Here is a 25,257-nt window from a genome sequence, read left to right on the forward strand (position 1 = left end):
AGTCCGGCAGGATGATGAGAGCGGGCTGGCCGGAATGTAGCATAACCGTGGCACCGTCGATCGGGACGGCAGCTGTCGGCGGGGTCCCAGGACGGCGATGGAGTTCAGGAAGACAGGCTGGACGACCCGATTGAAGCGCTTCGCGCTGGCGGTCGATTCATGGGTCGATGCCGGCCTGTGGGGCGCGGCGCGCCGCGGTGGCGAGGTCTATGAGCGCATCCGCAGTGCTACCGACCGCCTCACCGTCAGCGGCGGCCAGAGGCTGGCGGTCGAAGGCATCAGCGAAGGGCTCAATCTCGGCATCGCCGGCGCCTTCCTGATGCTGGCCCTCGCCATCCCCGCCTTTCACGAAGGGCGCGAGGACGCGCTCAAGCACCAGGTCTTCGCCGTGACCTTCCTCGACCGCTACGGCGTCGAGATCGGCCATCGCGGCGCGCGCCACGACGACTCGCTGACGCTCGAGGAGATGCCCGACCACCTGCTCAAGGCCGTGCTCGCGACGGAGGACCGGCGCTTCTACGACCATTTCGGCATCGACGTGATCGGCACCTTCCGGGCGGTGACGGTGAACGCGCGCGCCTCCGGTGTGGTGCAAGGCGGCTCCTCGCTGACGCAGCAGCTCGCCAAGAACCTGTTCCTGACCAATGAGCGCTCGCTCGACCGCAAGATCAAGGAAGCCTTCCTGGCGATCTGGCTGGAGCAGAGGCTGACCAAGAACGAGATCCTGAAGCTCTATCTCGACCGCGCCTATATGGGCGGCGGCACCTTCGGGGTGGCGGCGGCGGCGGAATACTATTTCGGCAAGTCGGTGCGCGACGTCACCCTGGCAGAGGCCGCGATGCTGGCCGGGCTGTTCAAGGCGCCGACGAAGTACGCGCCCCATGTCAACCTGCCGGCGGCGCGCGCCCGCGCCAATGACGTGCTCAACGCCATGGTCGATGCCGGCTTCATGACGGCGGGCCAGGTCGACAGCGCCAAGCGCAATCCGGCGACACCGATCGACCGGCGCCGCGACTCCAGCCCGGACTATTATCTCGACTGGGCCTTCGACGAGATCCGCCGTCTCGCGGACGACGGCAAGATCGGCCCGGAGCGGGTTCTGACGGTGAAGACGCCGCACGACCCGGCCATCCAGGAGCGGGCGGACGAGGCGATCGAATCCATCCTGCGCCAGCACGGGCCGAGCTATCGCGCCAAGCAGGCCGCCACCGCCATCATGGAGACCGACGGCGCGGTCAGGGCGCTGGTCGGCGGACGCGACTACGGCGCGAGCCAGTTCAACCGGGCGACGGCGAGCCTGCGGCAGCCCGGCTCCTCCTTCAAGCCCTTCGTCTATGCGGCGGCGATGCAGGCGGGGCTCTACAGGCCGAACAGCATCGTCACAGACCGGCCGGTCTGCATCGGCAACTGGTGCCCCAACAATTACGGGCGCTCCTTCGCCGGCTCGATGCCGCTGACGGTGGCGCTGGCGAAGTCGATCAACACGATCCCGGTGCAGATGTCGATCGCGCTCGGCCAGGCCACCGGCGAGAGCCATGTCGCGCGCGCCGCCCGCATCGGCCGGCTGAAGATCATCGAAACCAGCCGCGCCATGGGGCTGAACTCGCCACTGACCGACACGGTGTCACTGCCGATCGGCGCCGCCGAAGTCACCGTCATCGACATGGCCGCGGGCTATGCCGTCTTCGCCAATGGCGGCAGGCGGGCCCGACCCTATGCCGCGATCGAGATCCGCAACTCGCATGGCGAGGTGATCTACCGGCACGACCGCGACGAGACGGAGCCGGCCCAGGTGCTGAGCACGCAGGTGGCGCAGGACATCAACTTCATGCTATCGAAGGTGCCGACCGAGGGAACGGGTCGGCGTGCGGCGCTGGAGGGCGTCGTCACCGCCGGCAAGACGGGTACGACCAACGGCTACAAGGACGCCTGGTATGTCGGCTATTCCGGCAACCTCGTCGGCGCGGTCTGGTACGGCAACGACGATTCTTCCGAGACGGCCAACATGACTGGTGGCTCCCTGCCGGCCATGACCTGGAAGGAAATCATGCAGTTCGCCCATCAGGGTCTGGAACTGAAGCCGATTCCCGGCGTCGCCCCGCCCGATCCGAAGGCGGCGACGGTGGCCAAGGCGCAGACGCCCGCCGCCATCGTTTCCGCAGCCGGGCCGGGCGCCGGCCACATGCCGCGGCAGTCCTTCGAGGTGCTCTCCTCCGTGGGCGCGATGTTCAAGACGATCGAGGCCCCACGCCGGGCCGGGCAACCGCTCCAGGTCGGCATCCGCGACGTCTCGTCGGGGGCCGAGCAGCGGACAATCCGCTAGGCATGGTGCGGGCGGCGTGTTGACGCGCCGCCACCCGCTTGTTCAATTCCCGCCGCCGTCCCGCATCGACGGTCGCTTCCGAAGGCAGGCCCTTGCGCGTCGTCCATCTGGCCTATGTGATCGCGCTCGGTGCCGGGCTGGGTCTCGCCTCCGCCCATCTGGCGGTGGCCGGGCGGCCGCTGCTGGGGATGGTCGAGATCGGCCCCTGGCAGGCCTGGCCGCGCAGCGGCGGGCGCGACATCGACCCCTATATGCGCGCCTATCTCGCCCGCGGCGTGCATCTGCCCCTCGGCACCGGCGAGGGCCTGGAACTGATCGCGGAGCGTGACGAGGCGGGCCGCGCGCTGGACGGGCGCTGTCTCTACCGTCTCTCGGGCGAGATACCGACGACGCGCGGCTGGACGCTGTCGGTGACCGATGCCGACGGCCGCTCTTTCCGCCTGCCGCTGGACCGCAGCGGCTTCACCGATGCGGAGGTGGTGCGGGCGGAGAACGGCTCGCTGCAGATCGCCGCGGCGGCCTGGCCGCAGGCGGGCGACTGGCTGCCGCTGCCGACGAGCGGGCGTTTCCAGTTCCGGCTGCGCCTCTACGACACGCCGATCGCGACCCAGGCGGGCGAGACGCGGGCCGAGAGCCTGCCGCGCATCCAGCGGATCGCGTGCCCATGAGCGCCGCCGATCCCGCCGCCCAGCCGGCGCCGCCGCTGCGGACCGCGCCGGCCCTGCCGCTGCGGAGCCGCCTCGCTGCTGCGATTCGCCGGCTCCTGCTCGCGACGAGCGCCGGGCTCGTGCTGGCCGGCATTGTCCATATCGTGACGATCCTGCTGATCCCGGTCCTCTCGGAAAGCGACGCCGCCCATGCCTATGCCGCGCTCGGCGCCGGCGGCCAGGCGGAGCTGGTCAAGGCCGGCGATGCCCGCGGACTGCCGCTGCCGCGCGAGGACGATCCGGCGACGGTGACGGCGGTCTGCAGCTACGATCTCGCGGCGGGCCCGATGCGCGTCGTCGCGCGGGCCGGAGCGCTGCCGCTCGCGGTCACGCTGCACCGCCAGGGCGGCGGCACGCTCTACGCCATCACCGACCGGGCCGCGATCCGCGGCGTCCTCGAATTCGTGGTGATGACGCAGGAGCAGCGCGATGAACGCGATGCCCGCGACGAGGAAGGCGAGGCCGCGCGCGAGTTGCGCGTCGTCTCCGACAGCGAGCGCGGGCTGATCGTGGTGCGGGTGCTGGCGCGGCTGCCGTCCGACCGCGCCGATGCCGAGGCACTCGCCTCCGGCGTCGCCTGCGGCATGGCCGACTAGCTCAGCCCTTGTAGGTCACGGGGCGTTTGTCGCCCTCGCCTGCGGCCCCGCCGCGCTCGCCGCCGAAGACGCCGATCAGCGGCATCTTGCAGAGCGGGCCGGCCTCCGCCTCCAGGGCCATGATCGCGCGTTCGGCCCGGATCGCCTCCCGCGACGGCATCTCGACGACGAGGTTGGCGAGCGCGTAGCGATAGGATTCGATCCGGAAGCCGACGCGCTCGCAGACCCAGAGAATTAGCCCCTCGTTCTCGACGACGCGGGCGAAAGCCGGATCCAGCTGGGACGGCGCGACGTCGGGCGAGGTTTCCGCCGCCCGCATCCGGACCCGGTCTGCCGCGACGACGCGCATGGCATTGGCGCGGAACGGGCCGATCAGGATGCGGTCGGCATTGGCATCCTCGGCGAGCCTGGCGTAACGCGAGGCCTGGGAGGCGAAGGAACCGCCGGTCAGCGCCTGGAAGTATTCCGCCCGGTAGCCCAGATGCAGCTGCGCCGGCAGGATGCGCGCATGGGCCAGGGCAGCGGTCTGCGCCTGGAAGACGCTGCGCTCATGGCCGGGCATGACGAAGCGCCAGGCCCGGTCGCGCAGCTGTTCCTCGTCGTCGGTGAAGCGAAAATGCGAGGCCGCCTCGCCGCGGGCGGTGGCCGCCCAGAAACCGGCCTGTGGCGCCAGCAACTGGCTGACGATGTCCTGCCGCGGCCGGCCGAGATCGCCCGTGCAGGCGCCCGCCGCGAGCAGCAGCGTGAGCGCTCCGGCCCGCGCTGCGAGCCGGTTCACCGGGCGGCTGCGACGGATCACGCCGGGTGCCGGGCGACGGTCGCCTTCCGCGGCCGCTTCGGGCGGACGGTGCCCGCTGCCAGCGCGCGGGAACGGCGCCGGACCACCGGATCGGCGGGAGCCGGCTCGACCTCACGCTCGTAGCGAACGCCCGTGAAAAACAGGATTGCGGCAGACTGCGGACGCTCGGTCCGGTCTTCCGGGTTATGCGCCCGCAGCCGGGACGCAAGGGAGATGACGACGGCCATGATGCGCCTCCATGCCTTGGCGCCTAAAAGTGGGTCGCGGGAGATCGCTCTCCGGTTCACATCAGGACCGGACATGGTTAACGCGCTCTTAAAGCCTCGGGGATTACTCTCGCTGCGAGCCCAGAATCACAGTCGAGAAGCCCATGCCGTCGCGCATTTCCGCCGAAATCGCCCAGCTCGCCCGTCTGGCACGGGATGGCGGGCTCGATCTCAGCCAGGTGTCGCTGCGGGTGAAAGCGGATCTCCTGATGTCCACGCCGAGCCCCGCGCCGGACGACCTCGCCGCCTTCGGCGAGATGGCTGCGACGCTGGTGCCCGGCATCGACGAGGCGACCGCGGTGATCCTCGCCCGCAAAATCGCCGGCTGGCGTCATGCGCCTGCCCGCGCCGTTGCGGCCCTGCGCGCCCGCGGCGGAGCCGTCCTCGCCGCCCTGATCCAGCATGGGCTGCCGCTGGGCGAAGCCGAGATCGAAGGGTTGGCCGGCTCCTCCGACGGACGCCTGCCGGCCGCGCTGGCCGAGCGGGCCGACCTGACGGCGACCGCCGTGCTGATACTGGTCGAGCGTGGGGAGCGTGCGCTCGACTTCGCCCTGATGGGCAATACGGCGATCGCCCTGCCCCGGGCGGCACTCGATCTCCTGCTGGCGCGGGCGCGGCTCGATGCCGGCTATGCCCAGCCGCTGCTGGCGCGGCGCGATCTGTCGAGCGCCGAGATCGCGCCGCTGTTCCTCTCCGCCGGACCGGAACGTCGCCAGGCGATCCTCGATTCGCTGGCGGCCCTTGAGGCGCTGAGCCCGACCGAACGCCGGCCTGCGGTCTCGGCCGAGGCGCTGGCAGGCTGGCTCGCCACGGCCCCGGACGATCGCGCGGGCGCCTTCGAGGCGCTGGCGCGCCATCTCGGCGGCGGACCGGCGCTGGCGAGCGCGCTCGAGGCAGACGTATCGCGGGATCTCACGGCGCTGGCGCTGACGGCGGCGGGGGCCAGTGTCGAGGATGCCACGCGCTTTCTGATCCGCCTCGGCGACGAGGCGGCTCATTCGGTCGATCGCATCTTCGCGGTGGTCGCGCTGATGCGCTCCGTGCGGCCGGCGATCGCGCAGCGGCTGGTCGCCCAGATCGGCGGAACGGCGCCCGTGGCGACCCTCCGCAAGGGTCAGCATCAGCCGGCGATGGATCCGAGCGGCACGCCTGCGCGACAGTCTCCGGCCCGGACCGAGCCAGCCGGCAGCACGAGCGAGATCCTGCGCAAGATCGGGGCGAAGCGAGACGGCGCCTGACCGGATACCGGCTCTTCCTCAGCTCTCGACCAGATCGAGGAGCGGATCGCCGGCGCGGTTCTCGATCTCGACCAGCCAGAGATCGCTGTCGAACCGCAACTCGCGCGCCATGCGCTCCTCGACGCTCAGGGGATCGCCGTCGAGCAGGAGCTGGAAGCGGCGGACGCCGTCATCCTCCGCCAGGGCCTGCGGCGCCGGGCCATAGAGCGCCGCCGTGCGGTCGAGCCGATCGAGCTTGACGAATATGGCGCCGGCCTCGGCCGCGCCGCGCCGCCGGAGTACGGCAACCAGCCCATCATGCGCCGCCTGACGCAGATAGGCCGATACCCAGAAATCGCTGGTCAGGCGCGCCATGGGGCCTCGCGAAAGGCGGCGACAGGGCTCAGTTTTCGACGCTGCGGCGCGGCTGGGCCTGGCGCGCCTGCGCCACGGGCCGCACATCCGCCGGCGGCCGGATGTCGGCGCCGTTGATCAGGTCGGCGATCGGGTCACGCGGCGCGGCTGGGGCGCGCGCCGCGGGCAGCGCCGCGGTCGGAGCGCTGCGGGCGACATTGGTCACCGGCGCCGGGGGACGCGGAGCGGCTTCTCGCGGCTGAGCCTCGCGGGCCGGCTGCGTCAGCTCCGTCGGCCGCGACGGCGGCATCGGCGTGCCGACCGCCGGAGCAGGCGCCGGCGCGGCCTGAAGCGGTGCCGGCTGGGCCGCAGGCGGCTCGGTGCGCACGGCCTGACGGGCCGGCGCGGGAGCCGAGGGGGCGGAGATCATCGGCGCCGGATGGCGGGCCTTCTGGAAGAATAGCGCGTTGGCGAGGATGGCGCCCGAAAGCGCCGCGAAGAGCAGCATCGCCAGCGCCCGGCCCGGCTTTCGCAGCGCCAGGCGGCCGATGCGGCCGAGCCAGCCGGGCTTGCGGCGCGCTGCCGCGGCCGGCTTGGCCGGACGCCGGACGGCCGGAGCGGAGAGGGAAACGCCGGAATGGGCGCGGGCGGCGATCGTGGACATGCGCGAGCTCGTGGGTCAGGCGGTCAGGCGAAACGGCGTCTTCGATTCCAGGCCGCGGCGCGGGGCGCGGGCAAAGGTGGCGATGCGGGCCGGCTGCTCGGCATCGGCGACGCCGGCCACCGGCAGGCGCACGCAGACCCGTGTGCCGACGCCCGGCGCGCTCTCGATGGTGAGGCGCCCGCCATGCAGCCCAACGAGGCCGCGCACGACGGAGAGGCCGAGCCCCGTGCCCTCATAGGCGCGGTCATAGGATCCCTTGGCCTGGAAGAAGGGATCGCCCAGGCGCGGCAGGTCGGCGGCGGCGATGCCGATACCGGTATCAGACACGGACAGGTCGATCATGTCGCCGTCGCGCACGACCGCCAGCACGACGCGCCCTCCCGGCGGCGTGAACTTGATCGCGTTGGAGAGCAGGTTGATCATCACCTGCTTGAGCGCACGCCGATCGCCCTGCACCAGCGGCAGATCCGGGCCGAGTACACGCTCCAACCGGATCTCGCCGGCCTCGGCCCGCAGGTTCATCAGCGCCAGGCAGTCGCGCGCCATGTCGGACAGGTCGAGCGGCTCCTGGTCGATCGTCATCGTGCCGCTCTCGATCTTGGAGATGTCGAGCAGCGTGTTGACCACGTCGAGCAGATGATGGCCCGAGCTGTGGATGATGCGCGCATATTCCAGCCGCTTGCCGGCATCCAGCCAGCCCTGCGCCTCGTCGCTCAGCATTTCGGAGAAGCCGATGATGGCGTTGAGCGGAGTGCGCAGCTCGTGGCTCACGGTCGCGAGGAAGCGGCCCTTGACATCGCTGGCCTTGAGCGCCTCGGCATGGTCCTTGGCCTGCTCCTCCTCGAGGGCGCGGCGGGCGGTGATGTCGCGCATGACGCAGACCACCGCGGCGCTGTCGCCGGGGCCGGCGGTCTCGATGCGGTGAGCCTGCATCTCCAGCCAGAGGGAGACGGGGTGATGCCGCTCGGTCTCGCCTCTTGGGATGAAGAGCGTGCGGAAGCAGGCGGTCGCCGAACCGGCCCCATGGGCGGCATCGCTCAGCGCCTTGAGGAAAAGCGGGCGGTCGGCGACATGCACGCGGTCGAGCAGGCCGCGCCCGTGCAGATCCTGCGGATCGGCCCCCGCCAGCGAACGGGCCGCCTGGTTGGCGAAGACGACGGCGCCGGTGGCGTCGTGCCAGGTGACGAGATCGCCGACATGGTCCAGCAGGAGCTGGGCCCGCTGATCGGAGGCGCGATGCTCGCGCAACTCCTCCCGGCGGCGGTGCAGGAAGCCGACGGCCACGATCATGGCCTGGATGATGGCGGCGATGACGAGCGTCGGCATCATCTCGTGGGACCAGGCCGCATGCGCGACGAAAACGCCTTCCCGGTCCAGAAGCATGACGGCAAGCAGGATGATGGCGGCGATGATGCCGGCGCGCGCCACATAGCGCCGCGTCCCGAAGAACATCGCCTCGGCCGGCACAGCCGCCAGCCAGAGCAGCAGCGGCGAAGCGGAGCCTCCGGTCATGCCGGCGAGAGCGCCGATGAAGAGCGAGAGGGCCGCGGCCGAAATGCAGTGCGCGATGTCGAGACGTCCGCTCTTCGACAGCACGACGACCGCCAGCAGAGGGAGGGCGGCAGCGACGACGACGGCAGCCTCCAGCGCACCCAGCGTGCCGCGCCAGGCGAGATAGGCCGGGGCGAGGCCAAGCGCGATGCCGCCGACCAACAGGCGCGTCAGGATGAAACGCTCATGGCGCATGCGCTCGAGCGAATGGGGCAGCACGGATGCGTGCACCATCGCCGCCACCTGTGTCCTGACCGCCTGCAGCTTCATGGATAACGCAACGCCCGACTGCCGCGGGCCGTTCGCCCGCTTGCCTTCAGCTTCGCCGGGGCTGGTTTAAGCCGGGCTTAAAGCGGCGGGGCCGCACAGCAGGCCGAGCGCCGCGCGATTCCTAAATTATCGTTTTTCTTCAACCGCTTACTGGCCTTGCTCCGGCCGATCCGGCGGGGCTGGCCATGTTGCGAGCAAGGTGAACGGAAGCTGAAGATGATGCGCCGCCTTTGAGCGTGCGGGATCACGCGATTTTTCGAGGTTTCGCGCTAATGTGCCGGTCGGAACGGGGCAGAAGGCCCTTTTCGCAGCGGAGATGGCGATGGCCTATATCCTGCGCAGCCTGGCGGTGATCGGCGTGATCGCCCTGAACTCGCCGGTCCATGGCGGGCGATCCGACACCGAGCAGGCTGTGGCAACGGCGCGAAGCGCCGTGCGGACGGTGACGCACACGCCTCACCACGAGGTGGGGTCAAGCCTCACCGCGGCGCGGGAGGCCGCGCAAATCATCGCCGGACTGGACCCCGAGACGCGGCAGCGCTTGCTGGAGATGGCGGCCGGTGCCGCGCGCGGCGGGCTGACGGGGCAGAACGCCGCGACGCGCTGACGCGCGGGCCGCACCACGCTTGACGGCGGGGCGCGCTGCGCCGAAGACGCTGGTGACCGGCGGAATGCCGGCGGCACGGACGGATCATGAGCGCCAGCCTCGACGAGATCATCGCCAATTTCGACCTGCTCGACGAGTGGGACGACCGCTATCGCTACCTGATCGAGCTTGGCAAAAGCCTCGAGCCGCTGCCCGAAGAAGCCCATAACGAGGCCAACAAGGTGCGCGGCTGCGCCAGCCAGGTCTGGCTGGAAGCGCAGGCCGAGGCCGGACCGGGGCCGCAGACGAAGCTCACCTTCCGCGGCGACAGCGACGCGCATATCGTGCGCGGTCTCGTCGCGCTGGCGCTGGCGATCTATTCCGGCCGGAGCGCCGCCGAGATTCTCGCGACGGACGCCTTCGAGACCTATGAGCGGCTCGGGCTGGCCGCGCATTTGACGCCGCAGCGCTCGAATGGCGTGCGCTCGATGATCGAGCGCATCAAATCCGACGCCCGCGCCGCTGCGGGCGCGTAGCGCGCACCGCGCTCATTCCGCCGCCGTCATGATGCGCGGGCGCGCATCCTGCGCCTGCCAGCCCCGCATCTCGCTGCCGCGCGCCGCGGGGGCCACGAGGCCGTAATGTCGGGCCAGCGCCGCTAGCGCCAGCCGTAGAGCCACCTTGGCGGAGCGCGCGGGCCAGCCGCGCTCGCGCTCGACGGCGTCGAGCCCCTTGAGGAAGCCGCAGACGTCGATCGCCAGCCCGGAGAGGTCGGGGCCCAGCCGATCGCAGGCGCGGGCGACGCGCTGGCGGGCAGCGAGCGCCGTGTCGGAAGCCGCAGCCGGGCCGCGGCTGCCGGCGCCGCGACCGTCCGGCGCCGAGGCGGCGTCCCAGTTCATCGTCGTGCGCGGCATCATCCGCGCCAGGGTGAGATCGGAGCGGAAGCGCTCGCCCGCGGCGAATTCCTCGTCCGATATCTGGGGCCGGCCATCCTTGCCCGGCCGGCGATGCAACCAGAGCAGCGGGCTCTCGCGCTCGTCGAGCGTGACGCTTTGCGGTGCGCCATCGACTACGATCCGCGCCTCGACCAGATGGCGGGCCGTCGGGACTGCCGGCTCGGTCGCCGGCTTGGCCGCCACGAGGCGTCGCCCCTTGCCTTCACCCGTCCAGATCACGTCTCCCCGCGCCAACAGACGACTCACGGCCTCGGGAGCGACGAAGCCGGCGCCCAGCGTCGTGCCGCCGCCCCGATAAAGCGCGATCCGCCCGCAGCCCAGCGGCGACGGGCAGGCGAAGGCGCCGGCCTGTGCCAGGTGCCGCTGCAGCCGCTCGGTGTCCGGCTCCAGCCTGTCCGATGCGGGGCTCATCGCCCGGTCTCCGCAGCCTGCGGCGCCAGCAGCACCCGCATCAGCGCCAGCAGTGCGATCTCCAGCGCCGCAAGACCGAATTCGTGGCGCGGGTCGTCCCGCCGGTCTTCGATCACGGCACAGGCATGGCGCACCGTGGTGCGGTCCCGCCCGAAACAGCTGCCGACGCGCGTGAAGGTCAGCCCGAAGACGATATGGGCGAGGTACATCGCCGTCTGGCGAGCCTGGGCAGCCGGCGCCTGGCCGCGGCGGGCGGTGCGCAACGTCGCGGGCGGAATATGCCGAATGGCCGATACAGCCGCTTCCGCGAGACGCGCGCCGGCCGTCTCGCGCAGCGGATCGCTCCTGTCACAGCTTGCCATGTTCATGATGTGTTCTTTCTCCTGCGCCCCGGAACGGGCCGAGCGGGAGTTATCACTGCATGAATAAATTCCTATTGCAAGCCCGGCGGCGGGTGCAGCCCGGTTATCCCCGCCGCGCAACGAAAAAGGCCGCCGGCGAACCGGCGGCCTGTCGAAAGCGTCCTCCCCGCGATGCGGGGCGACGTAGCGCCCGTCAGCGGCGCTTGCGGCGCTGCTGGCCCAGGCCCATCTTCTTGGCGAGCTGGGAGCGGGCCTCGGCATAGTTCGGCGCGACCATCGGATAGTCGGGCGGCAGGCCCCACTTCTCCCGATACTGCTCGGGCGACATGTTGTACTGCGTACGCAGGTGGCGCTTCAGCGACTTGAACTTTTTTCCGTCCTCGAGGCAGATCAGGTAATCTGCCGTGATCGACTTCTTCACCGGAATGGCCGGGCGGGGCGCCTCGGCCGGAGCCACGGGCGCTGCGCCGCCGATGACGCGGTTCAGGGCGGCGTGAACATCGTTGATCAGCGCAGGCAGTTCGGAGGCGGGAACAGAGTTGTTCGAGACATAAGCAGAGACGATGTCCGCCGTCAGCTCGATGTAATCCGATCCTTCGTTGTCTGCCATGATGGCGTCACTCCCTGATGCTTTGGCTGCGATGCTGCGAATGTGGAAGACATTGAGGATCAATGCCATTGCGATCCCAACCAAGGGCGTCCGAACACTATCGACTCGGACGCGACTGCAGCGGATCGATTGGCCCCGTTTAATCGAAGGCCAACGTCGCCGCAAGTGATCGGCCGCGCGCGAATACGATTTATCCTCTCCAATTATTGCCGTGGCCCATCGTTCAACATGATATCGGCCGGTCGCGCAGGGCGGCATCTGGTCCTGTGCCTTGATCTTGCCAGCCCGCATCCGCCTCTCTACCTGTCGGCACCGCCGGTCCGAGGAGATGTCGATGCGCTCAAAGCCCCCATCCGCCGCCAAGACACAGCGTCGGCGCCGCCCTGCCCCGCCAAAGGCCGAGGTCCGGACCAAGACCACGCAGGTCCATGGCGTGACGTTGCGGGACGATTATGACTGGCTGCGGGCGGCGAACTGGAAAGAGGTGCTGCGCGAGCCCGAGGCGCTGCCCGCCGACATCCGCGCCTATCTCGAGGCCGAGAACGCCTATGCGGCGGCGCTGATGGCGCCCACCCGCGCGCTGCAGCGCGAACTCGTCAAGGAGATGCGCGGCCGGCTCAAGGAGGACGATTCCAGCGTCCCGCAGCCGGACGGTCCGTTCCTGTACTATTCGCGCTATCGCCGCGGGGCCGAGCATCCGCTGATCTGCCGGAAGCCTCGCGGCGGCAAGGGACGCGAGACGGTCATGCTCGACGCCGACGCCCTCGCGGAGGGCAAGGATTTCTTCGACCTCGCCGACACCGCCCAAAGCCCCGACCACCGCCTGCTGGCCTGGAGCGCCGACGAGGCGGGCTCGGAGCTTCACACGATCCGCGTGCGCGACCTCGCCAGCGGCGAGGATCTGCCCGATGCCGTTCCCGACACCACCGGCGACATCGTCTGGGCCGCCGACAGCCGTTCCTTCTTCTATGTCGGGCTCGACGCCGACCACCGCCCCTCGAAGGTCCTGCGCCATCGCCTCGGCGATCCCGTCGCGCATGACACGCTGCTCCACGATGAGGCGGATGCCGGCATGTTCGTCGACATCGACGAGACGCAGTCCGGCCGATACCTGCTGATCTCGATCAGCGACCACGAAACCTCGGAGATCCGGCTGGTCGACATGACAGCGCAGGACGTAGACCCCGTCGTGGTGGCGCCGCGTCTGGTCGGGCGGCAGTACGACGTCGAACACCATGGCGAGGACCTGCTGATCCGCACCAATGCGGACGGCGCTGAGGACTTCAAGATCGTCAGCGTGCCGGTCGTCTCGCCGGGGCCCGAGCAGTGGCGGGACGTGATCGCGCATGTGCCGGGACGGCTGATCCTCAGCCATCTCTGCCTGAAGGGGCGGCTCATCCGGCTCGAGCGGGAGAACGGACTGCCGCGCATTGTCATCCGCGACCTCGCCACCGGGTCCGAGAGCAGCATTGCCTTCGACGAGGAGGCCTATGGGCTGGGCCTGGATGCGGGTTACGAGTTCGAGACCGACACGCTGCGCTTCATCTATGCCTCGATGGCCCGCCCGGCCGAGACCTATGACTACGACATGGGCAGCGGCGCGCGCGTGCTGCTCAAGCGCCAGGAGATCCCGTCCGGCCACGATCCCGCGGCCTATCGGGTGCGCCGGATCTTCGCCACCGCCTCAGATGGCGAGCAGGTGCCGATTTCACTGCTCCACCGGGCCGATCTGGCGCTCGACGGCCGCGCACCCTGTCTGCTCTACGGCTACGGCTCCTATGGCTCGGCGATGTCGGCCTCCTTCCGGACGCGGCCGCTGAGCCTGGTCGACCGCGGTTTCGTCTATGCCATCGCCCATGTCCGCGGCGGCACCGAGAAAGGGCGGCGCTGGTATCTCGACGGCAAGCGCGAGAAGAAGCGAAATACCTTCACTGACTTCATCGCCGCCGCCGAGGCCCTGGCTCAAGGCGGCTTCACCGCGCGCGGGCGCATCGTCGCAGAGGGCGGCAGTGCCGGCGGCATGCTGATGGGCGCGGTGGCGAATATGGCCCCTCACCTCTTCGCCGGCATCGTCGCAGAGGTGCCCTTCGTCGACGTGCTCAACACGATCCTCGACGACACCCTGCCGCTGACACCGCCGGAATGGCCCGAATGGGGCGATCCGATCCGCGACGTCGCCGCCTTCGAAACGATCCGCGGCTACTCGCCCTATGACAACGTGACCGCGCAGTCCTATCCGCCGATCCTGGCGATGGCAGGGCTCACCGATCCGCGCGTGACCTATTGGGAGCCCGCGAAATGGGTGGCGCGCCTGCGCGCGACCATGACCGGCGGCGGGCCGGTGCTGCTGCACACCAACATGGATGCGGGCCATGCCGGCTCGGCCGGGAGATTCGATTCGCTGAAGGAGACGGCGCTGGCCTATGCCTTCGCCCTCCGGGCAGTCGGCGAAGGCTGGCCTGAGCAGGCGGCCGGCAAAGAGGCCTGACCCCGTGCGTGGGGCTCAGCCCCCCAGCCGGCTCTTCTCGCTGGCGAGATAGACCTTCAGCTCGTCCATCGAGGCGAAGCTGTAGTCGCCCTCCGGCGTGCGGGCCTTGATCGAGCCGTCGGCATAGATGGTGAAATGGGCCTCGCCAACCTGATAGGCGCCGACAATGCCCTCATCGGAGGCCGCGGGCGCCTCCTCGGCCGGACTTGCGGCCGGACTTGCGGCCGGTTCGGCCTCCGGCTCGACCGGAGCCTCTGCAATCCATGCCGGATCGGTCTCGCTGATCGTCTCGGCGACAGCGGCCTCCCGGCTCTGGGGCGGCCAGGGCGGCACGGCCCTCTCGTCGCGGTCGAGAGCAGGCCAGGTGAACTCGGTGGGCAGCGTCGGCTCCAGGCGCCGAGGGGGCGGCACCACCTCGATATCGCCTTGCGCCTCGGGCTCCGGCCCGCGGCGACCCAGCGCCGAATCCATCCAGCTCGCCGCGACAGCGAGGTCATCCGGCTCGGCCAAGGGGCGCGGCTCCTCGAAACGCGGCTCGACGCGCCCGCCGACCGGGCCGAGGCCAAGGCCGGCCAGACTGTCGCGCAGCCGGCCGAACTCATCGTCCTCGGTCCCGCTGGGCGGGGCCACCGGCGTCAGGGGGTCGTCGATGTCGGTGGCCAGCGGTGGGATCGGTTCCGAAAGATCGGGCTCGGGCACAGTCGTGTCGGAGCGGAAAACGGCCGAATCCTGCGCGGCTTCGGGCGGAGCGGGCCTGGGCTCGTCGGCTGGCGTCGAGAGAGGCTCGGTCGACATGGCCGGGTCGACCGGAAGGGCCAGGCCAACCGGACGGAACGGGTCGAACGCCGGCAGAATCTCCGCCTCCGCAAGGTCCGGGACTGCCTCGTCTCTCTGTGGTTCCCCGTCCGACTCCGAAGGGGCCGGCTCAGCGGCGCTGGGCTCGCTGGGGGGCGCAGTCTCGGCCTCCTTGTCCAGAACGGTGGCGAGATGGGCGCCGAACAGGTCGGGCTCGTCGGTCTTGTCCGCGGCTTCCGGCATCGTCGCAGCAGGCGTATCGGCGGTGGCCGCTGCCGCCAGGCCCGCTCCTGCGAGCGCGCCTGCAACCGCCGCGGCGCCCGTCATTGCCGCCGGATCCGCCAGGGAAGGCTGGGCCACCGCGCCGGGCTCGCTTGCCGTTACACCCGCCGCGCCCGCCAGAGACAGCGCCATGGTCGCACCGGAGATCTTGTTCTCGAGCGTCCGGAGCTTCGCCAGCACGGCTGCGAGCGCCAGCAGGATCACCCCAGCGACCGCCACCACCGTGCCGATGATGACCTGGGTGAAGCCGCGCTCGAGCACGAGATAGGGCATGCCGTCGATGATCGCTGCCGCGCCGCCGCCGAGAAAAGTCAGGCCGAGCAGGATGAAGAGAATGATCAACGGTGTGTCCTCGGCCATGGGCGGGAAGGCAAATCAGGCTGTCCGCCGGGTCGCGCAAAGCGGCCCGTCTGCCCCGCCATCATCTAACGTATTGAATAAGAGAGAGTTTCAATTCGCGACCTCGACAGGCGCGCGGAATCGGGCGGGAGTGAGGCGCTTTTCGTCACCGCGCGTCGCCGCAATATGGCGCCGGCGGTTGCCGGAGCGCAGGTGGAGGCTTAACTAACGAAGTGGATGGCGGGCGCCCCCGAGGGGTCCGACAGGCCCATGCCGCCCTGCGGCAAGCCATTCTCAGTTCAAGCGATTTGCCAGCCCAAGGAGAGGCGCCGATGACCTTCACCCTTCCCGATCTGCCCTACGCCCACGACGCGCTGCAGCCCTTCATGTCGAAGGAAACGCTCGAGTTCCACCACGACAAGCACCATCTCGCCTATGTCAACAACGGCAACAACGCGATCAAGGGCACGGAATTCGAGGGCAAGTCGCTCGAGGAGATCGTCAAGGCCTCGCATGGCAAGAACGCGGCCGTGTTCAACAATGCCGGCCAGCACTACAACCACCTGCACTTCTGGAAGTGGATGAAGCCCAATGGCGGTGGCGCCATTCCGGGCGCACTGGAGAAGGCGATCGTCGAGTCCTTCGGCTCGGTCGACAAGATGAAGGAAGACTTCATCGCCGCCGGCACCGGCCAGTTCGGCTCGGGCTGGGCTTGGCTCGAGGTCAAGGGCGGCAAGATCGCCGTCTCGAAGACGCCGAACGGCGAGAGCCCGCTGGTCAACGGCGCGCTGCCGATCCTAGGCTGCGATGTCTGGGAGCATTCCTACTACATCGACTACCGCAATCGTCGTCCCGACTATCTCAAGGCCTTCCTCGAGAGCCTCGTGAACTGGGAATACGTCGCGGAGATGTACGACGCGGCCGCCAAGGCCTGAGCCGGCATCGGCAACATCCGGACACTGGAACGGGGCCTCGCGGCCCCGTTTTTGTTGACCCCTATGCCCCCCGAGGTCGCGGGCTCGTCTCTAGAAGCGCTCTTGCGTTTCCCGCGCGAGCCGCTCCAGCGCATCGGAGGTCCGCAGCCAGCGTTGCCTGGCCTCGTTCCAGCGATAGGCTGTCGACATCGTCCGACGCCCCGCGGCTGGCGGCTGGCCGCCCTCGCAGTCTGGCTCCGCCACCTGGGTCTGTTCGGTCACGGCCACTCTGATCGCCGGGGAACGCGCCCTATCGGGCTTTGTGATCGCCAGAATCTGGCGGCGCTCATATCCGCAGCCGCTGTCGTTCAGCGTAAAGACGGTGTCGATCAGCGCGAGCCGGTCTCGGCGCACCGCGATCAGCGCCGTGGTCTGATAGGCCTGGTTCGAGTTGGTATGGCGGCTGGCCGTGAGCAGCACATCGCCAGCCGCGCCGGCCGGCAGACGGGACGGCGGCAGGAAGCCGGTGTCGCGATCATGGGCGACATTGGCGGCATCGAGCAGCCTGCGCCCCGCGGGATCGACAAGCGCGAGAATGGCAAAGCCTTCGGCACTGTCCGTGGCACGGCCAAGATCGAGCAATAGCGCGAGGCGCGGTTTGGCCCCCGCTGCCAGCGGCAGCACCGCAACGGACTCCAGAGCCGTCGCGCGCAACGCGACCGGCTCTTCGCCCCCGCCGATATGGCGCAGGCGCACGGTTCCGCCGATCCGGTAGACGCCGCCCTCCTGCGTGAGGCCGATGCCGATCAAGCGGATCAAATCGGCATAGTCCACGCCCGCCTGGCCGGGAACGCGATCTCCCGGGGCGCGGCTCTCGACCTGGGCATGAGCGGTCGTGGCGAGCAGCGTGAGGGCGACGCCCACAACGAGCGCGTGAGGCCGGCCAAACCTTGCGGCCCTGTCGCTTCGTTGTCCTGGCTTCCGCGTGGCGACCATCCGTCCCGGACCCTCCACCCGCGATGCGGCGAGGCTCCTAGGCTGCCACACTCTGGAGGAACTGGTCGACCGTGCTGCGCAGGCGCAGGGCCTGGGCCGCGACCTCGCTGGCAGCGCCGCGCACCTCCTCGGCGGATCGCCCTGTTTCTTCGACCGAATCGGAGAGGACGCTGAGATCGCTGGAAACCGAGAGCGCCGACGAGCTGGCCATCGCGACGCCCGAGGCGATCTCGCCGGTGGCGATCGCCTGCTGCTCGATCGAGACCGCGACGGAATTCGCGAAGTTTTCGATCGCGTTCATGCGCTCGGCGATGTTCTGGATCGAGCCCACGACCTGGCCGGTGGCGCCCTGGATGGCGCCGACCTGCGCGACAATCCGGTCGGTCGCGTCGGCGGTCTGAGAGGCGAGGCTCTTCACCTCGGACGCGACCACGGCGAAGCCACGTCCCGCCTCGCCGGCCCGCGCCGCCTCGATGGTAGCGTTGAGCGCCAGCAAATTGGTCTGGGCGGCGATGTCGCGGATGAGGTTCACCACCTCGCCGATGGCACGGGCGGTCTCGTCGAGCGCCCGCACGGAAGCCGCCGTGTCGCGCGAGATCGAGGCCGCCTCGACGATCTCGGTGCGCACGCGCCGGACTTGGAACTCGACCTCGCGGATCGCCGCGCCCATCTCCTCGGCGGCCTGGGCCGCGCTCTCGACATTGCCCGAGGCGCCATGAGCGTTCTGGGCGGCGCGGGCGGCGCGGCCGGAGGATTCCGCCGCAACCCGGGCCAGCCCGTTGGACGCCTCGCTCATGCGGTCGGCATTGCTCTTGAAGGCCTCGAGGGCGACGCCGACCTCGGCGCGGAAAACACCGATCGCCTCGTCGACGCGCTGCTGATGCAGGCGGCGCTCCGATTCCGTGACGTGCTGCCTCTCCTGCAGCGCGGCGCGCTCCGCCAGGCGCAGCTTGAGCACGCCAAGCGCATGGGCGATGGCGCCGATCTCGTCGCGCCGGGCCATCGCGTCGATCGGCGTATCGAGCTGGCCGTCGGAGATGCTGACGATGGCCTTTGTCATGTTTCGCAGCGGCTTCATGGTGCGCGACAGCGAGAACCACAGCAGGGGCCCGAGCACGAGCAGGATCAGGATGCCGAAGCCGATGGTCGCGACCTCCTCGAACTGCGCACGGGCGAGCAGGCGCGACTTGTCGAAGCGCATGGCGATGTAGCCGATCTGCTTGCGATGGCCGCCGACGCGCACGACGTGCAGCCAGGTGACGAAGCGCTCCTCTTCGATCTCGGCGGTGTCGGTGTCCTTCAGGATATCCCAGGGCTCTCGCTTCAACAGCGCGGTCAGACTGCGCGGCGTCAGGGCGAGCCGCGCTTCCTCGTTGCGGCCGGCGCTGGCAAGCGAAGACAGGTCGTCGGCGACGATACCGGCCTCGAAATCGGGATCGCGCCGCAGCGAATCGAGAATCTGGGTCAGGGTGACGGTGTCGCGCGCCAGGATCAGCGAGGGCGAGGCGTTGACGACCATCAGCACCAGCGACCGCATCTTCTGCTCGAGATCGTCGCGCGTCTTGGCGTCGTTGTAGCGCGCGGCGGAGAAGACCAGGAGCATGATGGCGATTGCGACGATGGCGACGGCGGCTGCCGCGATCCGGCTGCTGAGCGAGCGACCCCAGCGTCGCGAGGGGGCTTGTGACGGCGTGGCGGTATCGATGGTCCCCGCACGCTTCAACGACATCATGACCGGCCCAGTCCCCGCATTCGTCTCGGTTCACGGCGCAAGCCGCAGAGACACCCCGAGCGGAGCCTAGCCATGTCTTGGTAAAGAATGGCTTGCGGAAGGTGTCGAGAAGAGCTCGGAGAAACGAACCATCGACAGACCTTGCGCCACGAAACCGAGGAGCGCCTCATGCTCGACCGGCCGCGTCGCCACGACGGGATCGAGGCGCGCGAGTTCGTCGTCGACGAAGCCCGGATGGCACATCACGAGATGGGCGGGGCCGGGCCGCAGCAGGAAGCGCTGGAGGTCGGCGGCGAAGTCGCGCTGCGGATCGAAGGGGGCGACGCCCGAGAAACCGCGATTGACCGGAAAGCCGCGCCGCAGCGCCGCCCGCCGGAAGCCCAGTGCCAGTGCCGAGATGGTCAGGGCCTTGCCGATGGCGACGCCACGGGCGCGGATCGCGGCGGGCGAGTCATGCGGATCGCGCAGATAGAGGCCACCCTTCGGATAGCGCTTCGACAGGATGTCGAGCAGCGCGCGGCGGATGCCCGGCAGCACATGGACATGCTGGTGCCCGTCGAGGAAGGCGGGCGAGCGGCCCATCGAATCCTCGAAGGCGTCGAGCTGGCGGGCGATCTCGGCCGCGATCTCCCGCCGGACCGTCGGCGAGGTCACGGCCGCGCGGGCCAGTTCCGGCAGCGCCGGAAACACGCCACCTGGCGCCAGCCTTGGCATCGCGCCCAGCGGATTGGCGCAGGTGAGATTGAGATGCAGGCCGAGATCGGCCTTCTCGGCGAGCGCCCCGAAAGCCCCGGCGAAGTTCCGCCAATGCGGGCGATTGGTCATTGCGCCGGCCGCCGAGAGCTTGCCCGCCTCGATCAGCGCCAGGATCGAGCGGCTGACACCATCGGTCAGGGCGAAGTCATCGGCGCATAAAACAAATCCGCTCGCCATGCCGGTTTGTTGTCCTCTGTTCAGGCGCCTTGCGCTAAGAGCGCGGCGAAGCTTTACGGTTCCGTGCGGGCCGCGTCATCCCGGCACCTTCCGGTTTCACCCGGAGGGGGATCGACGCGGCCGAGAGGTCGATCCCGTGCCACAGACGCAAGCCCCATCCGCCACGCCGCCGACGCGCGGCCATTCGAGCCGGCCGGAGCTGTCGGTCGTCGTCCCCGTCTACAACGAGGCCGAGAGCCTTCCGCTGCTGCTGGAGCGGCTGAAGCAGGTGCTCGACGGCGCGGTGACCTCCTGGGAACTCGTCTGCGTCGACGATGGCAGCCGGGACGGCACACTTTCGGTCCTGCGGCTGCTGGCGGCACAGGACCGGCGGGTCAGTGCCGTCTCATTCAGCCGCAATTTCGGCAAAGAAATCGCCATCGCAGCGGGGCTCGACCACGCCTCGGGCGATGCCGTAGTGATCATGGACGCCGATCTCCAGCACCCGCCCGAGACGATCCTGCGCTTTCTCGAGAAATGGCGCGAGGGCTATCTCAACGTCTATGGCCAGCGCTCGGACCGCGATGGCGAAACCCCGCTCAAGCGCAACTTCGCCAAGGCGTTCTACCGGCTCTTCGCACGCTTCGGCGAGACGGAACTGCCGGAAGGTGCGGGCGATTTTCGCCTGCTCGATCGCAAGGTCGTCGATGCATTGCGGGCGCTGCCAGAGCGGGCCCGCTTCTCGAAGGGCTTGTATGCCTGGGTCGGCTTCCGCTCGGCCGGGGTGCCGTTCGAAGTCGCCGAGCGCGAGCACGGCGTCTCGAAGTTCCGCTACCGCAAGCTGTTCTCCTTCGCCTTCGACGGGCTTTCCTCCTTCTCGACGGTACCGCTCAAGATCGCGACCTGGGCGGGCGTCGTGATCGCGCTTCTGGCAGCGCTGACGGCGTTGTTCTTCCTCCTGCGCACGCTGTTCTTCGGAACCGACCTGCCCGGCTTCCCCTCGCTGATCGTCTCGATCATGTTCTTTTCCGGGATCCAGCTCGTCTCGCTGGGGATGATCGGGGAATATGTCGGGCGCATCTTCGCCGAGGTGAAGCGCCGGCCGCTCTACCTGATCGGCGAGCGTGTCGGCTTCGATGCGCGCACCGTCGATCATCCGCGCGGCGACGCGCTGCCGCCGCTGATCCGGTAGACGCTGTTCTCGTCATTGCGAGCGCAGCGAAGCAATCCAGGAGGACGTCGAACGCGGCCGACCCTGGATTGCTTCGCTGCGCTCGCAATGACGGTGAGCCAGTGGCGCCGCACTGGACCATCCTTCGAGACGCCGCTATGCGGCTCCTCAGGATGAGGGCTGACGACGACAGCCCCGGAGCCGCGATGTTCAAGAAGATTCTCTCCGTCGGCGGCTTCACCCTGCTCTCCCGAGTAACGGGCTTTCTGCGTGACATCGTCCTGGCCGCCGTGCTCGGCGCCGGCGCGTTGATGGATGCGTTTTCGGTGGCGCTGCGGCTGCCCAACCATTTCCGGGCGATCTTCGGCGAGGGCGCGACCAACCAGGCCTATATCCCCGTCTATGCCCGCATCCGCGAGCAGGCTGGCCAGGCGGCGGCGACCCTGTTCTCGAACCGCGTCTTCAGCCTGAACCTGATCGTGCAGATCGTCCTGCTGGCGATCGCCCTGCCCTTCATGCCGGAGATCGTGCGGCTGCTGGCGCCGGGCTTCGCGAATGATCCGCTGCGCTTCGATCTCGCGGTGGCGCTGACGCGGATCACCTTCCCTTACCTGCTCTTCATCACGCTGGTGACGCTGCTTTCGGCCAATCTCAACGCGGTCGACCGCTATGCGGCCGCCGCCGCGGCGCCGATCCTGATGAATCTCTGCCTCGTCGCGGCACTCGCTGTCGCCTTCCTGTTTCCGAACGCCGCCTACGCGGCCGCCTGGGGCATGGCGGCGGCCGGCGTCATCGAATGGCTGCTGCTCGCCTTCGCCGCACGGCGCGCGGGTGTCGCCGCCGCGTTGACCCGACCGCGGCTGGACGCCGATGTGAAGAGCTTCCTCAAGGCGTTCGGGCCCGCCGTGATCGGCTCCGCCGGGGTGCAGATCGCGCTCTTTGCCGACACGATCATCGCCTCGCTGCTGCCGGCCGGCGCCTATGCGGCGCTTTATTATGCCGAGAGGCTCTACCAGCTCCCGATCGGCGTGATCGCGATCGGTGTCGGCACGGTGCTTTTGCCTACGATGAGCCGCTTCATCGCCGCGGGCGATATGGCCGCCTCGGACCGTGCGCAGAACCGGGCGATCGCGCTGACGGTGGTGGCGGCGGCGCCCTTCGCGGCAGCCTTCCTCGCGATTCCGGAACTGATCGTCTCGGCCCTGTTCGAGCGCGGGCGCTTCGATGCGGCCGCGAGCCAGGCGGCGGGCGCGGTGCTGCTGGCCTATGCGGTGGGGCTACCGGCGATCGTTCTGATCCGCACCCAGGTCTCGACCTTCCAGGCGCGCGGCGACACGACGACACCGATGTTCGTCTCGCTCGCCGCCATCGGCGCCAATGTCGCACTCAAGCTCCTGCTTTGGCGCGATTTCGGCGCGCCAGGGCTGGCGCTGGCGACGGCGACCGGGGCCTGGATCAATGTCGCGACCCTGTTCCTGCTCGGCATCCGGCGCGGCTGGGCGAAGCCCGACCCGAGGCTCGGAGTGCTGATCGCGATCACGGTCGCCGCAGCGCTCGTCGCCGGCATCGCAGCGCGCCTTGCGGCGCCTTCCATGCTGGCAGCGACGGCCGGGTTCCCGCATGAGCCGCGGCTCGTCGCGGTGGCGGCCGTGAGCCTGCTCGCGGCGGTGCTCTATGCGGCGGTGCTTGGCCTTGGCCTCAGGATTTCGGGGACGCTGCGGCTGCTGCGGTGAATGCCGCCTGACCAACCTCCAGCCCTCATCCTAAGGAGCGCTCCGCAGGAGCGCGTCTCGAAGGATGCTTCAGGAGGCTCCCGAACCAGCTGGACCATCCTTCAAGACGCCGCTTCGCGGCTCCTCGGGATGAGGGCTCAGGGGAGATCCGCCGGGGCGCTCAGCCCACAAAGCCCCTCGCCCGCTCGCCCAGCAGCGCCGCCGCCTCGTCGACCATGCGCGTCACGATCTCGCCGGCCGACGGGACGTCCGAAACCAAACCCACCGCCTCTCCGACGATGACGGCGGCATTGTCCGGATCGCCGGCCGCGAAGGCTGCGCGATAGGCCGGCGCCTCCTGCTCGATCGACGCCTTCAGCGCCTCGTCGCGGCCGGCCCAGCGCCGGGTGAAGTCATTGGCGGCGACGCGGATGTCGAAGGGCTTCGGCCAGTCGAGCCGGCGGGCGATGTCGGGCAGCGACGTGCGGACCGTGCCGTCCCCGGTCGCCGACAGCGCGGCCGCCTGCTGCCGGTCATGGACCAGCGCCTCGCGGCTCGCCCAGAAGCGGGTGCCGACCAGCACGCCGTCCGCGCCCAGCATCAGCGAGGCCGCGAGCCCGCGTCCGTCGGCGATGCCGCCCGCCGCCAGCAGCAGCGTGTCGGGGCTCTGGCGCGCCAGCAGATCGGCAACCTCCGGCACGAAGGGGAAGGTCGCCCGGCGGTGGCCATGGCCGCCGGCCTCGCCGCCCTGCGCGACGATGATCGCCGCGCCAGCATCGAGCGCCTGGCGAACATGGTCGAGCGACTGGCACTGGCAGATGAGTGGGATCTCCGCCGCCGCGATCTCGGCCGCAAACGGGGCGGGATCGCCGAAGGAGAGCATCAGCGCCGCTGGGCGATGCGCCAGCGCAGCCGTCAGCAGATGCGGCTGCTTGGCCAGCGACCAGGTGATGAAGCCGCAGCCCGTGCGGGTGTTGCCGGCCTGGGCGAACTCCCGCTCGAGCCAGTCCCCGTCGCCATAGCCGCCGCCGATCAGGCCAAGCCCCCCGGCGCGGGTGACGGCGGCGGCGAGCGCTCCGCCCGCCGCCAGCGCCATCGGCGCCGAGAGCACCGGGTGCTCGATGCCCAGCCGCCGCGTCAGCCTGGTGACGAGGCGCGCCATGGTCAGGCGGACTTGCTGTTGGCCAAGGTCTTGCTGTTGGCAAAGTCCATGTAGAGCTCGCGGGCCTTACGATAGAGCGGGCCGGGCTGGAGCTGGCGGTCGTCGATGCGGCCGACCGGCACGACCTTCGAGTAGTTGCCCGAGGAGAAGATCTCGTCGGCCTGTTCGAAATCGCTGTAGCGCAGGCTGGTCTCCTCGACCGTGACGCCGTCCTGCCGCAGCAGGCCGATGACGCGCTGGCGGGTAATGCCGTTCAGGAAGGTGCCGTTGGGGATCGGCGTCTTCACCACGCCGTCCTTGGCGAGGAAGATGTTGGAGGTTGCCGTCTCCGCCACATTGCCGAGCATGTCGAGCACCAGCGCGTTGTCGAAGCCGGCGGCCTTGGCGGCGCGCAGCGTGCGGGCGTTGTTCGGGTAGAGGCAGCCGGCCTTGGCGTCGGTCGGGGCGGTCTCGACCGTCGGACGGCGGAACACGCCCTGCGTCACCGAGAGCCCATTGGCGGGAAGGCCCATCGGCGCCTCGAACAGGCACAGGCAGAAGCGCGTCGACTCCTCGTCCGGGATGATGGTCGAGACGCCGTCGGCCTCGGCCCAGTACATCGGCTTGATGTAGAGGGCGACGTCGCCCTTGAACTTCTTGATGCCCTCATGCGCCTTGGCAACGATGGCCTCGGCGCTCTCGGTCGGCTTCAGGCCGAGCGCGGTTGCAGAGCGGTTCACCCGGGCAGCATGCAGGGCGAGATCCGGCGCGAGGCCGTCGAACCAGCGGGCGCCGTCGAAGACCGAGGAGCCCTGCCAGGTCGCATGGCTGCGCGGCCCCATGATCGGCGGGTTGCCCTCGTGCCACTCTCCCTCGAACCAGGTCCAAGTCTGCGAATACCAGCCCATCAGGCACTCCTGCTGTAACGATCGACGTTGCGCGCACCGTCTGCCCCCGGCTTCACCTCGTCAACATGCAGTCCCGCAGAACCCGATGACGGGATGTGATGAAAGCGATCGGTGGCGGTGATGGATCGCGCGCTCCCTCCCCCCGCCTGCGGTGGGGAGGGCCGGGGTGGGGGGCAGTGCCGCTCGGCGCGACGA

The 25,257-nt window shown here is 69.6% G+C and carries 24 protein-coding genes; 10 read left to right on the top strand and 14 right to left on the bottom strand.

The features are described from left to right. The first annotated feature begins 97 nt into the window (after positions 1 to 97). The 3 genes from AX750_RS05790 (at position 98) to AX750_RS05800 (ending at position 3,626) form a co-directional block, all read left to right on the top strand. Positions 98 to 2,323 (top strand): PBP1A family penicillin-binding protein, encoded by a 2,226-nt coding sequence (locus AX750_RS05790; protein ID WP_082735317.1) that lies wholly within the window; start codon positions 98 to 100, stop codon positions 2,321 to 2,323. A gap of 92 nt (positions 2,324 to 2,415) precedes the next feature. Next, positions 2,416 to 2,991, top strand: coding sequence for a DUF1214 domain-containing protein (locus AX750_RS05795; RefSeq protein WP_067253732.1), 576 nt, complete (start codon positions 2,416 to 2,418; stop codon positions 2,989 to 2,991). Next, positions 2,988 to 3,626, top strand: coding sequence for a hypothetical protein (locus AX750_RS05800; RefSeq protein WP_156446504.1), 639 nt, complete (start codon positions 2,988 to 2,990; stop codon positions 3,624 to 3,626). The genes AX750_RS05795 and AX750_RS05800 overlap by 4 nt, the downstream gene beginning before the upstream one ends. A gap of 1 nt (position 3,627) precedes the next feature. On the opposite strand, the gene AX750_RS05805 is transcribed toward AX750_RS05800, so the two are convergent. Together AX750_RS05805 and AX750_RS05810 are read right to left on the bottom strand one after the other, a co-directional pair. Further along, a complete protein-coding gene (locus AX750_RS05805; RefSeq protein WP_066719527.1) occupies positions 3,628 to 4,425 on the bottom strand; it encodes a hypothetical protein in 798 nt (265 codons plus the stop codon). Continuing rightward, positions 4,422 to 4,652, bottom strand: coding sequence for a hypothetical protein (locus tag AX750_RS05810; RefSeq protein ID WP_066719529.1), 231 nt, complete (start codon positions 4,650 to 4,652; stop codon positions 4,422 to 4,424). The genes AX750_RS05805 and AX750_RS05810 overlap by 4 nt, the downstream gene beginning before the upstream one ends. A 143-nt stretch (positions 4,653 to 4,795) precedes the next feature. Between AX750_RS05810 and AX750_RS05815 the strand changes: the two genes are divergently transcribed. Beyond that, on the top strand, positions 4,796 to 5,929 hold the full coding sequence (locus AX750_RS05815; protein ID WP_066719531.1) for a DUF2336 domain-containing protein: 1,134 nt from the start codon (positions 4,796 to 4,798) through the stop codon (positions 5,927 to 5,929). Between the two features lie 18 nt (positions 5,930 to 5,947). On the opposite strand, the gene AX750_RS05820 is transcribed toward AX750_RS05815, so the two are convergent. The 3 genes from AX750_RS05820 to AX750_RS05830 are packed head-to-tail and all read right to left on the bottom strand — an operon-like array spanning position 5,948 to position 8,747. Continuing rightward, positions 5,948 to 6,283 carry a DUF1491 family protein gene (locus tag AX750_RS05820; RefSeq protein ID WP_066719533.1) on the bottom strand — a complete coding sequence of 112 codons (336 nt, stop codon included), beginning with the start codon at positions 6,281 to 6,283 and terminating at the stop codon, positions 5,948 to 5,950. A gap of 28 nt (positions 6,284 to 6,311) precedes the next feature. Continuing rightward, positions 6,312 to 6,926, bottom strand: coding sequence for a hypothetical protein (locus tag AX750_RS05825; protein WP_066719536.1), 615 nt, complete (start codon positions 6,924 to 6,926; stop codon positions 6,312 to 6,314). Between the two features lie 15 nt (positions 6,927 to 6,941). Further along, on the bottom strand, positions 6,942 to 8,747 hold the full coding sequence (locus AX750_RS05830; RefSeq protein ID WP_066719539.1) for an ATP-binding protein: 1,806 nt from the start codon (positions 8,745 to 8,747) through the stop codon (positions 6,942 to 6,944). Between the two features lie 322 nt (positions 8,748 to 9,069). Here AX750_RS05830 and AX750_RS05835 point away from each other — a divergent pair, with 322 nt between their 5' ends. Both AX750_RS05835 and AX750_RS05840 read left to right on the top strand, forming a co-directional pair. Next, positions 9,070 to 9,354, top strand: coding sequence for a hypothetical protein (locus tag AX750_RS05835; RefSeq protein WP_066719542.1), 285 nt, complete (start codon positions 9,070 to 9,072; stop codon positions 9,352 to 9,354). Positions 9,355 to 9,440: 86 nt separating this feature from the next. Further along, positions 9,441 to 9,869, top strand: coding sequence for a SufE family protein (locus AX750_RS05840; RefSeq protein ID WP_066719545.1), 429 nt, complete (start codon positions 9,441 to 9,443; stop codon positions 9,867 to 9,869). 12 nt (positions 9,870 to 9,881) lie between these two features. Here AX750_RS05840 and AX750_RS05845 read toward each other — a convergent pair whose 3' ends face one another. From AX750_RS05845 to AX750_RS05855, 3 genes are all read right to left on the bottom strand, one after another. After that, entirely contained in the window at positions 9,882 to 10,700 is an 819-nt protein-coding gene (locus AX750_RS05845; RefSeq protein WP_066719548.1) for a DUF6456 domain-containing protein, read from the bottom strand. Continuing rightward, positions 10,697 to 11,068, bottom strand: a complete 372-nt coding sequence (locus tag AX750_RS05850) for a helix-turn-helix domain-containing protein (RefSeq protein WP_066719551.1) — start codon at positions 11,066 to 11,068, stop codon at positions 10,697 to 10,699. The genes AX750_RS05845 and AX750_RS05850 overlap by 4 nt, the downstream gene beginning before the upstream one ends. Positions 11,069 to 11,255: 187 nt before the next feature. Continuing rightward, positions 11,256 to 11,672 carry a MucR family transcriptional regulator gene (locus tag AX750_RS05855; protein ID WP_066719587.1) on the bottom strand — a complete coding sequence of 139 codons (417 nt, stop codon included), beginning with the start codon at positions 11,670 to 11,672 and terminating at the stop codon, positions 11,256 to 11,258. Between the two features lie 334 nt (positions 11,673 to 12,006). Here AX750_RS05855 and AX750_RS05860 point away from each other — a divergent pair, with 334 nt between their 5' ends. Then, positions 12,007 to 14,160 (top strand): S9 family peptidase, encoded by a 2,154-nt coding sequence (locus tag AX750_RS05860; protein WP_066719554.1) that lies wholly within the window; start codon positions 12,007 to 12,009, stop codon positions 14,158 to 14,160. Positions 14,161 to 14,175: 15 nt separating this feature from the next. Here AX750_RS05860 and AX750_RS05865 read toward each other — a convergent pair whose 3' ends face one another. Further along, on the bottom strand, positions 14,176 to 15,579 hold the full coding sequence (locus AX750_RS05865) for a hypothetical protein (protein WP_067253735.1): 1,404 nt from the start codon (positions 15,577 to 15,579) through the stop codon (positions 14,176 to 14,178). Positions 15,580 to 15,908: 329 nt separating this feature from the next. On the opposite strand from AX750_RS05865, the gene AX750_RS05870 reads away from it, so the two are divergent. Beyond that, positions 15,909 to 16,511, top strand: a complete 603-nt coding sequence (locus tag AX750_RS05870) for a superoxide dismutase (protein WP_066719561.1) — start codon at positions 15,909 to 15,911, stop codon at positions 16,509 to 16,511. Between the two features lie 90 nt (positions 16,512 to 16,601). Here the strand turns inward: AX750_RS05870 and AX750_RS05875 are convergent, their stop codons facing one another. The 3 genes from AX750_RS05875 to AX750_RS05890 all read right to left on the bottom strand — a co-directional run bounded on the left by AX750_RS05875 (position 16,602) and on the right by AX750_RS05890 (position 20,151). After that, a complete protein-coding gene (locus tag AX750_RS05875; RefSeq protein WP_066719564.1) occupies positions 16,602 to 17,414 on the bottom strand; it encodes a hypothetical protein in 813 nt (270 codons plus the stop codon). Between the two features lie 109 nt (positions 17,415 to 17,523). Beyond that, positions 17,524 to 19,218: a HAMP domain-containing methyl-accepting chemotaxis protein gene (locus AX750_RS05880; RefSeq protein ID WP_068072612.1), complete on the bottom strand. Its 1,695-nt coding sequence runs from the start codon at positions 19,216 to 19,218 to the stop codon at positions 17,524 to 17,526. A gap of 66 nt (positions 19,219 to 19,284) precedes the next feature. Further along, a complete protein-coding gene (locus AX750_RS05890) occupies positions 19,285 to 20,151 on the bottom strand; it encodes a ChbG/HpnK family deacetylase (RefSeq protein WP_066719573.1) in 867 nt (288 codons plus the stop codon). 136 nt (positions 20,152 to 20,287) lie between these two features. Between AX750_RS05890 and AX750_RS05895 the strand changes: the two genes are divergently transcribed. Beyond that, the gene (locus AX750_RS05895; protein ID WP_066719575.1) at positions 20,288 to 21,322 is read left to right on the top strand and encodes a glycosyltransferase family 2 protein; all 1,035 of its coding nucleotides are present in this window, start codon (positions 20,288 to 20,290) and stop codon (positions 21,320 to 21,322) included. 185 nt (positions 21,323 to 21,507) lie between these two features. Next, positions 21,508 to 23,034: a murein biosynthesis integral membrane protein MurJ gene (murJ, locus tag AX750_RS05900; RefSeq protein WP_066719577.1), complete on the top strand. Its 1,527-nt coding sequence runs from the start codon at positions 21,508 to 21,510 to the stop codon at positions 23,032 to 23,034. 160 nt (positions 23,035 to 23,194) lie between these two features. On the opposite strand, the gene AX750_RS05905 is transcribed toward murJ, so the two are convergent. Then, positions 23,195 to 24,175: a nitronate monooxygenase gene (locus AX750_RS05905; protein WP_066719579.1), complete on the bottom strand. Its 981-nt coding sequence runs from the start codon at positions 24,173 to 24,175 to the stop codon at positions 23,195 to 23,197. Positions 24,176 to 24,177: 2 nt separating this feature from the next. Next, the gene (locus AX750_RS05910) at positions 24,178 to 25,062 is read right to left on the bottom strand and encodes a branched-chain amino acid aminotransferase (protein ID WP_066719581.1); all 885 of its coding nucleotides are present in this window, start codon (positions 25,060 to 25,062) and stop codon (positions 24,178 to 24,180) included. Positions 25,063 to 25,257 lie beyond the last annotated feature (195 nt).

The organism is Methylobacterium sp. CCH7-A2, assembly GCF_001557075.1.
GTDB classification, from domain to species: domain Bacteria; phylum Pseudomonadota; class Alphaproteobacteria; order Rhizobiales; family Beijerinckiaceae; genus Allobosea; species Allobosea massiliensis.

Coding starts and splice junctions, on each gene's coding strand:
- AX750_RS05790 (WP_082735317.1), top strand. CDS start 98: ATGGAGTTCAGGAAGACAGGCTGGACGACCCGATTGAAGCGCTTCGCG.
- AX750_RS05800 (WP_156446504.1), top strand. CDS start 2,988: ATGAGCGCCGCCGATCCCGCCGCCCAGCCGGCGCCGCCGCTGCGGACC.
- AX750_RS05810 (WP_066719529.1), bottom strand. CDS start 4,652: ATGGCCGTCGTCATCTCCCTTGCGTCCCGGCTGCGGGCGCATAACCCG.
- AX750_RS05815 (WP_066719531.1), top strand. CDS start 4,796: ATGCCGTCGCGCATTTCCGCCGAAATCGCCCAGCTCGCCCGTCTGGCA.
- AX750_RS05820 (WP_066719533.1), bottom strand. CDS start 6,283: ATGGCGCGCCTGACCAGCGATTTCTGGGTATCGGCCTATCTGCGTCAG.
- AX750_RS05825 (WP_066719536.1), bottom strand. CDS start 6,926: ATGTCCACGATCGCCGCCCGCGCCCATTCCGGCGTTTCCCTCTCCGCT.
- AX750_RS05830 (WP_066719539.1), bottom strand. CDS start 8,747: ATGAAGCTGCAGGCGGTCAGGACACAGGTGGCGGCGATGGTGCACGCA.
- AX750_RS05835 (WP_066719542.1), top strand. CDS start 9,070: ATGGCCTATATCCTGCGCAGCCTGGCGGTGATCGGCGTGATCGCCCTG.
- AX750_RS05840 (WP_066719545.1), top strand. CDS start 9,441: ATGAGCGCCAGCCTCGACGAGATCATCGCCAATTTCGACCTGCTCGAC.
- AX750_RS05845 (WP_066719548.1), bottom strand. CDS start 10,700: ATGAGCCCCGCATCGGACAGGCTGGAGCCGGACACCGAGCGGCTGCAG.
- AX750_RS05850 (WP_066719551.1), bottom strand. CDS start 11,068: ATGAACATGGCAAGCTGTGACAGGAGCGATCCGCTGCGCGAGACGGCC.
- AX750_RS05855 (WP_066719587.1), bottom strand. CDS start 11,672: ATGGCAGACAACGAAGGATCGGATTACATCGAGCTGACGGCGGACATC.
- AX750_RS05860 (WP_066719554.1), top strand. CDS start 12,007: ATGCGCTCAAAGCCCCCATCCGCCGCCAAGACACAGCGTCGGCGCCGC.
- AX750_RS05870 (WP_066719561.1), top strand. CDS start 15,909: ATGACCTTCACCCTTCCCGATCTGCCCTACGCCCACGACGCGCTGCAG.
- AX750_RS05880 (WP_068072612.1), bottom strand. CDS start 19,218: ATGATGTCGTTGAAGCGTGCGGGGACCATCGATACCGCCACGCCGTCA.
- AX750_RS05890 (WP_066719573.1), bottom strand. CDS start 20,151: ATGGCGAGCGGATTTGTTTTATGCGCCGATGACTTCGCCCTGACCGAT.
- murJ (WP_066719577.1), top strand. CDS start 21,508: ATGTTCAAGAAGATTCTCTCCGTCGGCGGCTTCACCCTGCTCTCCCGA.
- AX750_RS05905 (WP_066719579.1), bottom strand. CDS start 24,175: ATGGCGCGCCTCGTCACCAGGCTGACGCGGCGGCTGGGCATCGAGCAC.
- AX750_RS05910 (WP_066719581.1), bottom strand. CDS start 25,062: ATGGGCTGGTATTCGCAGACTTGGACCTGGTTCGAGGGAGAGTGGCAC.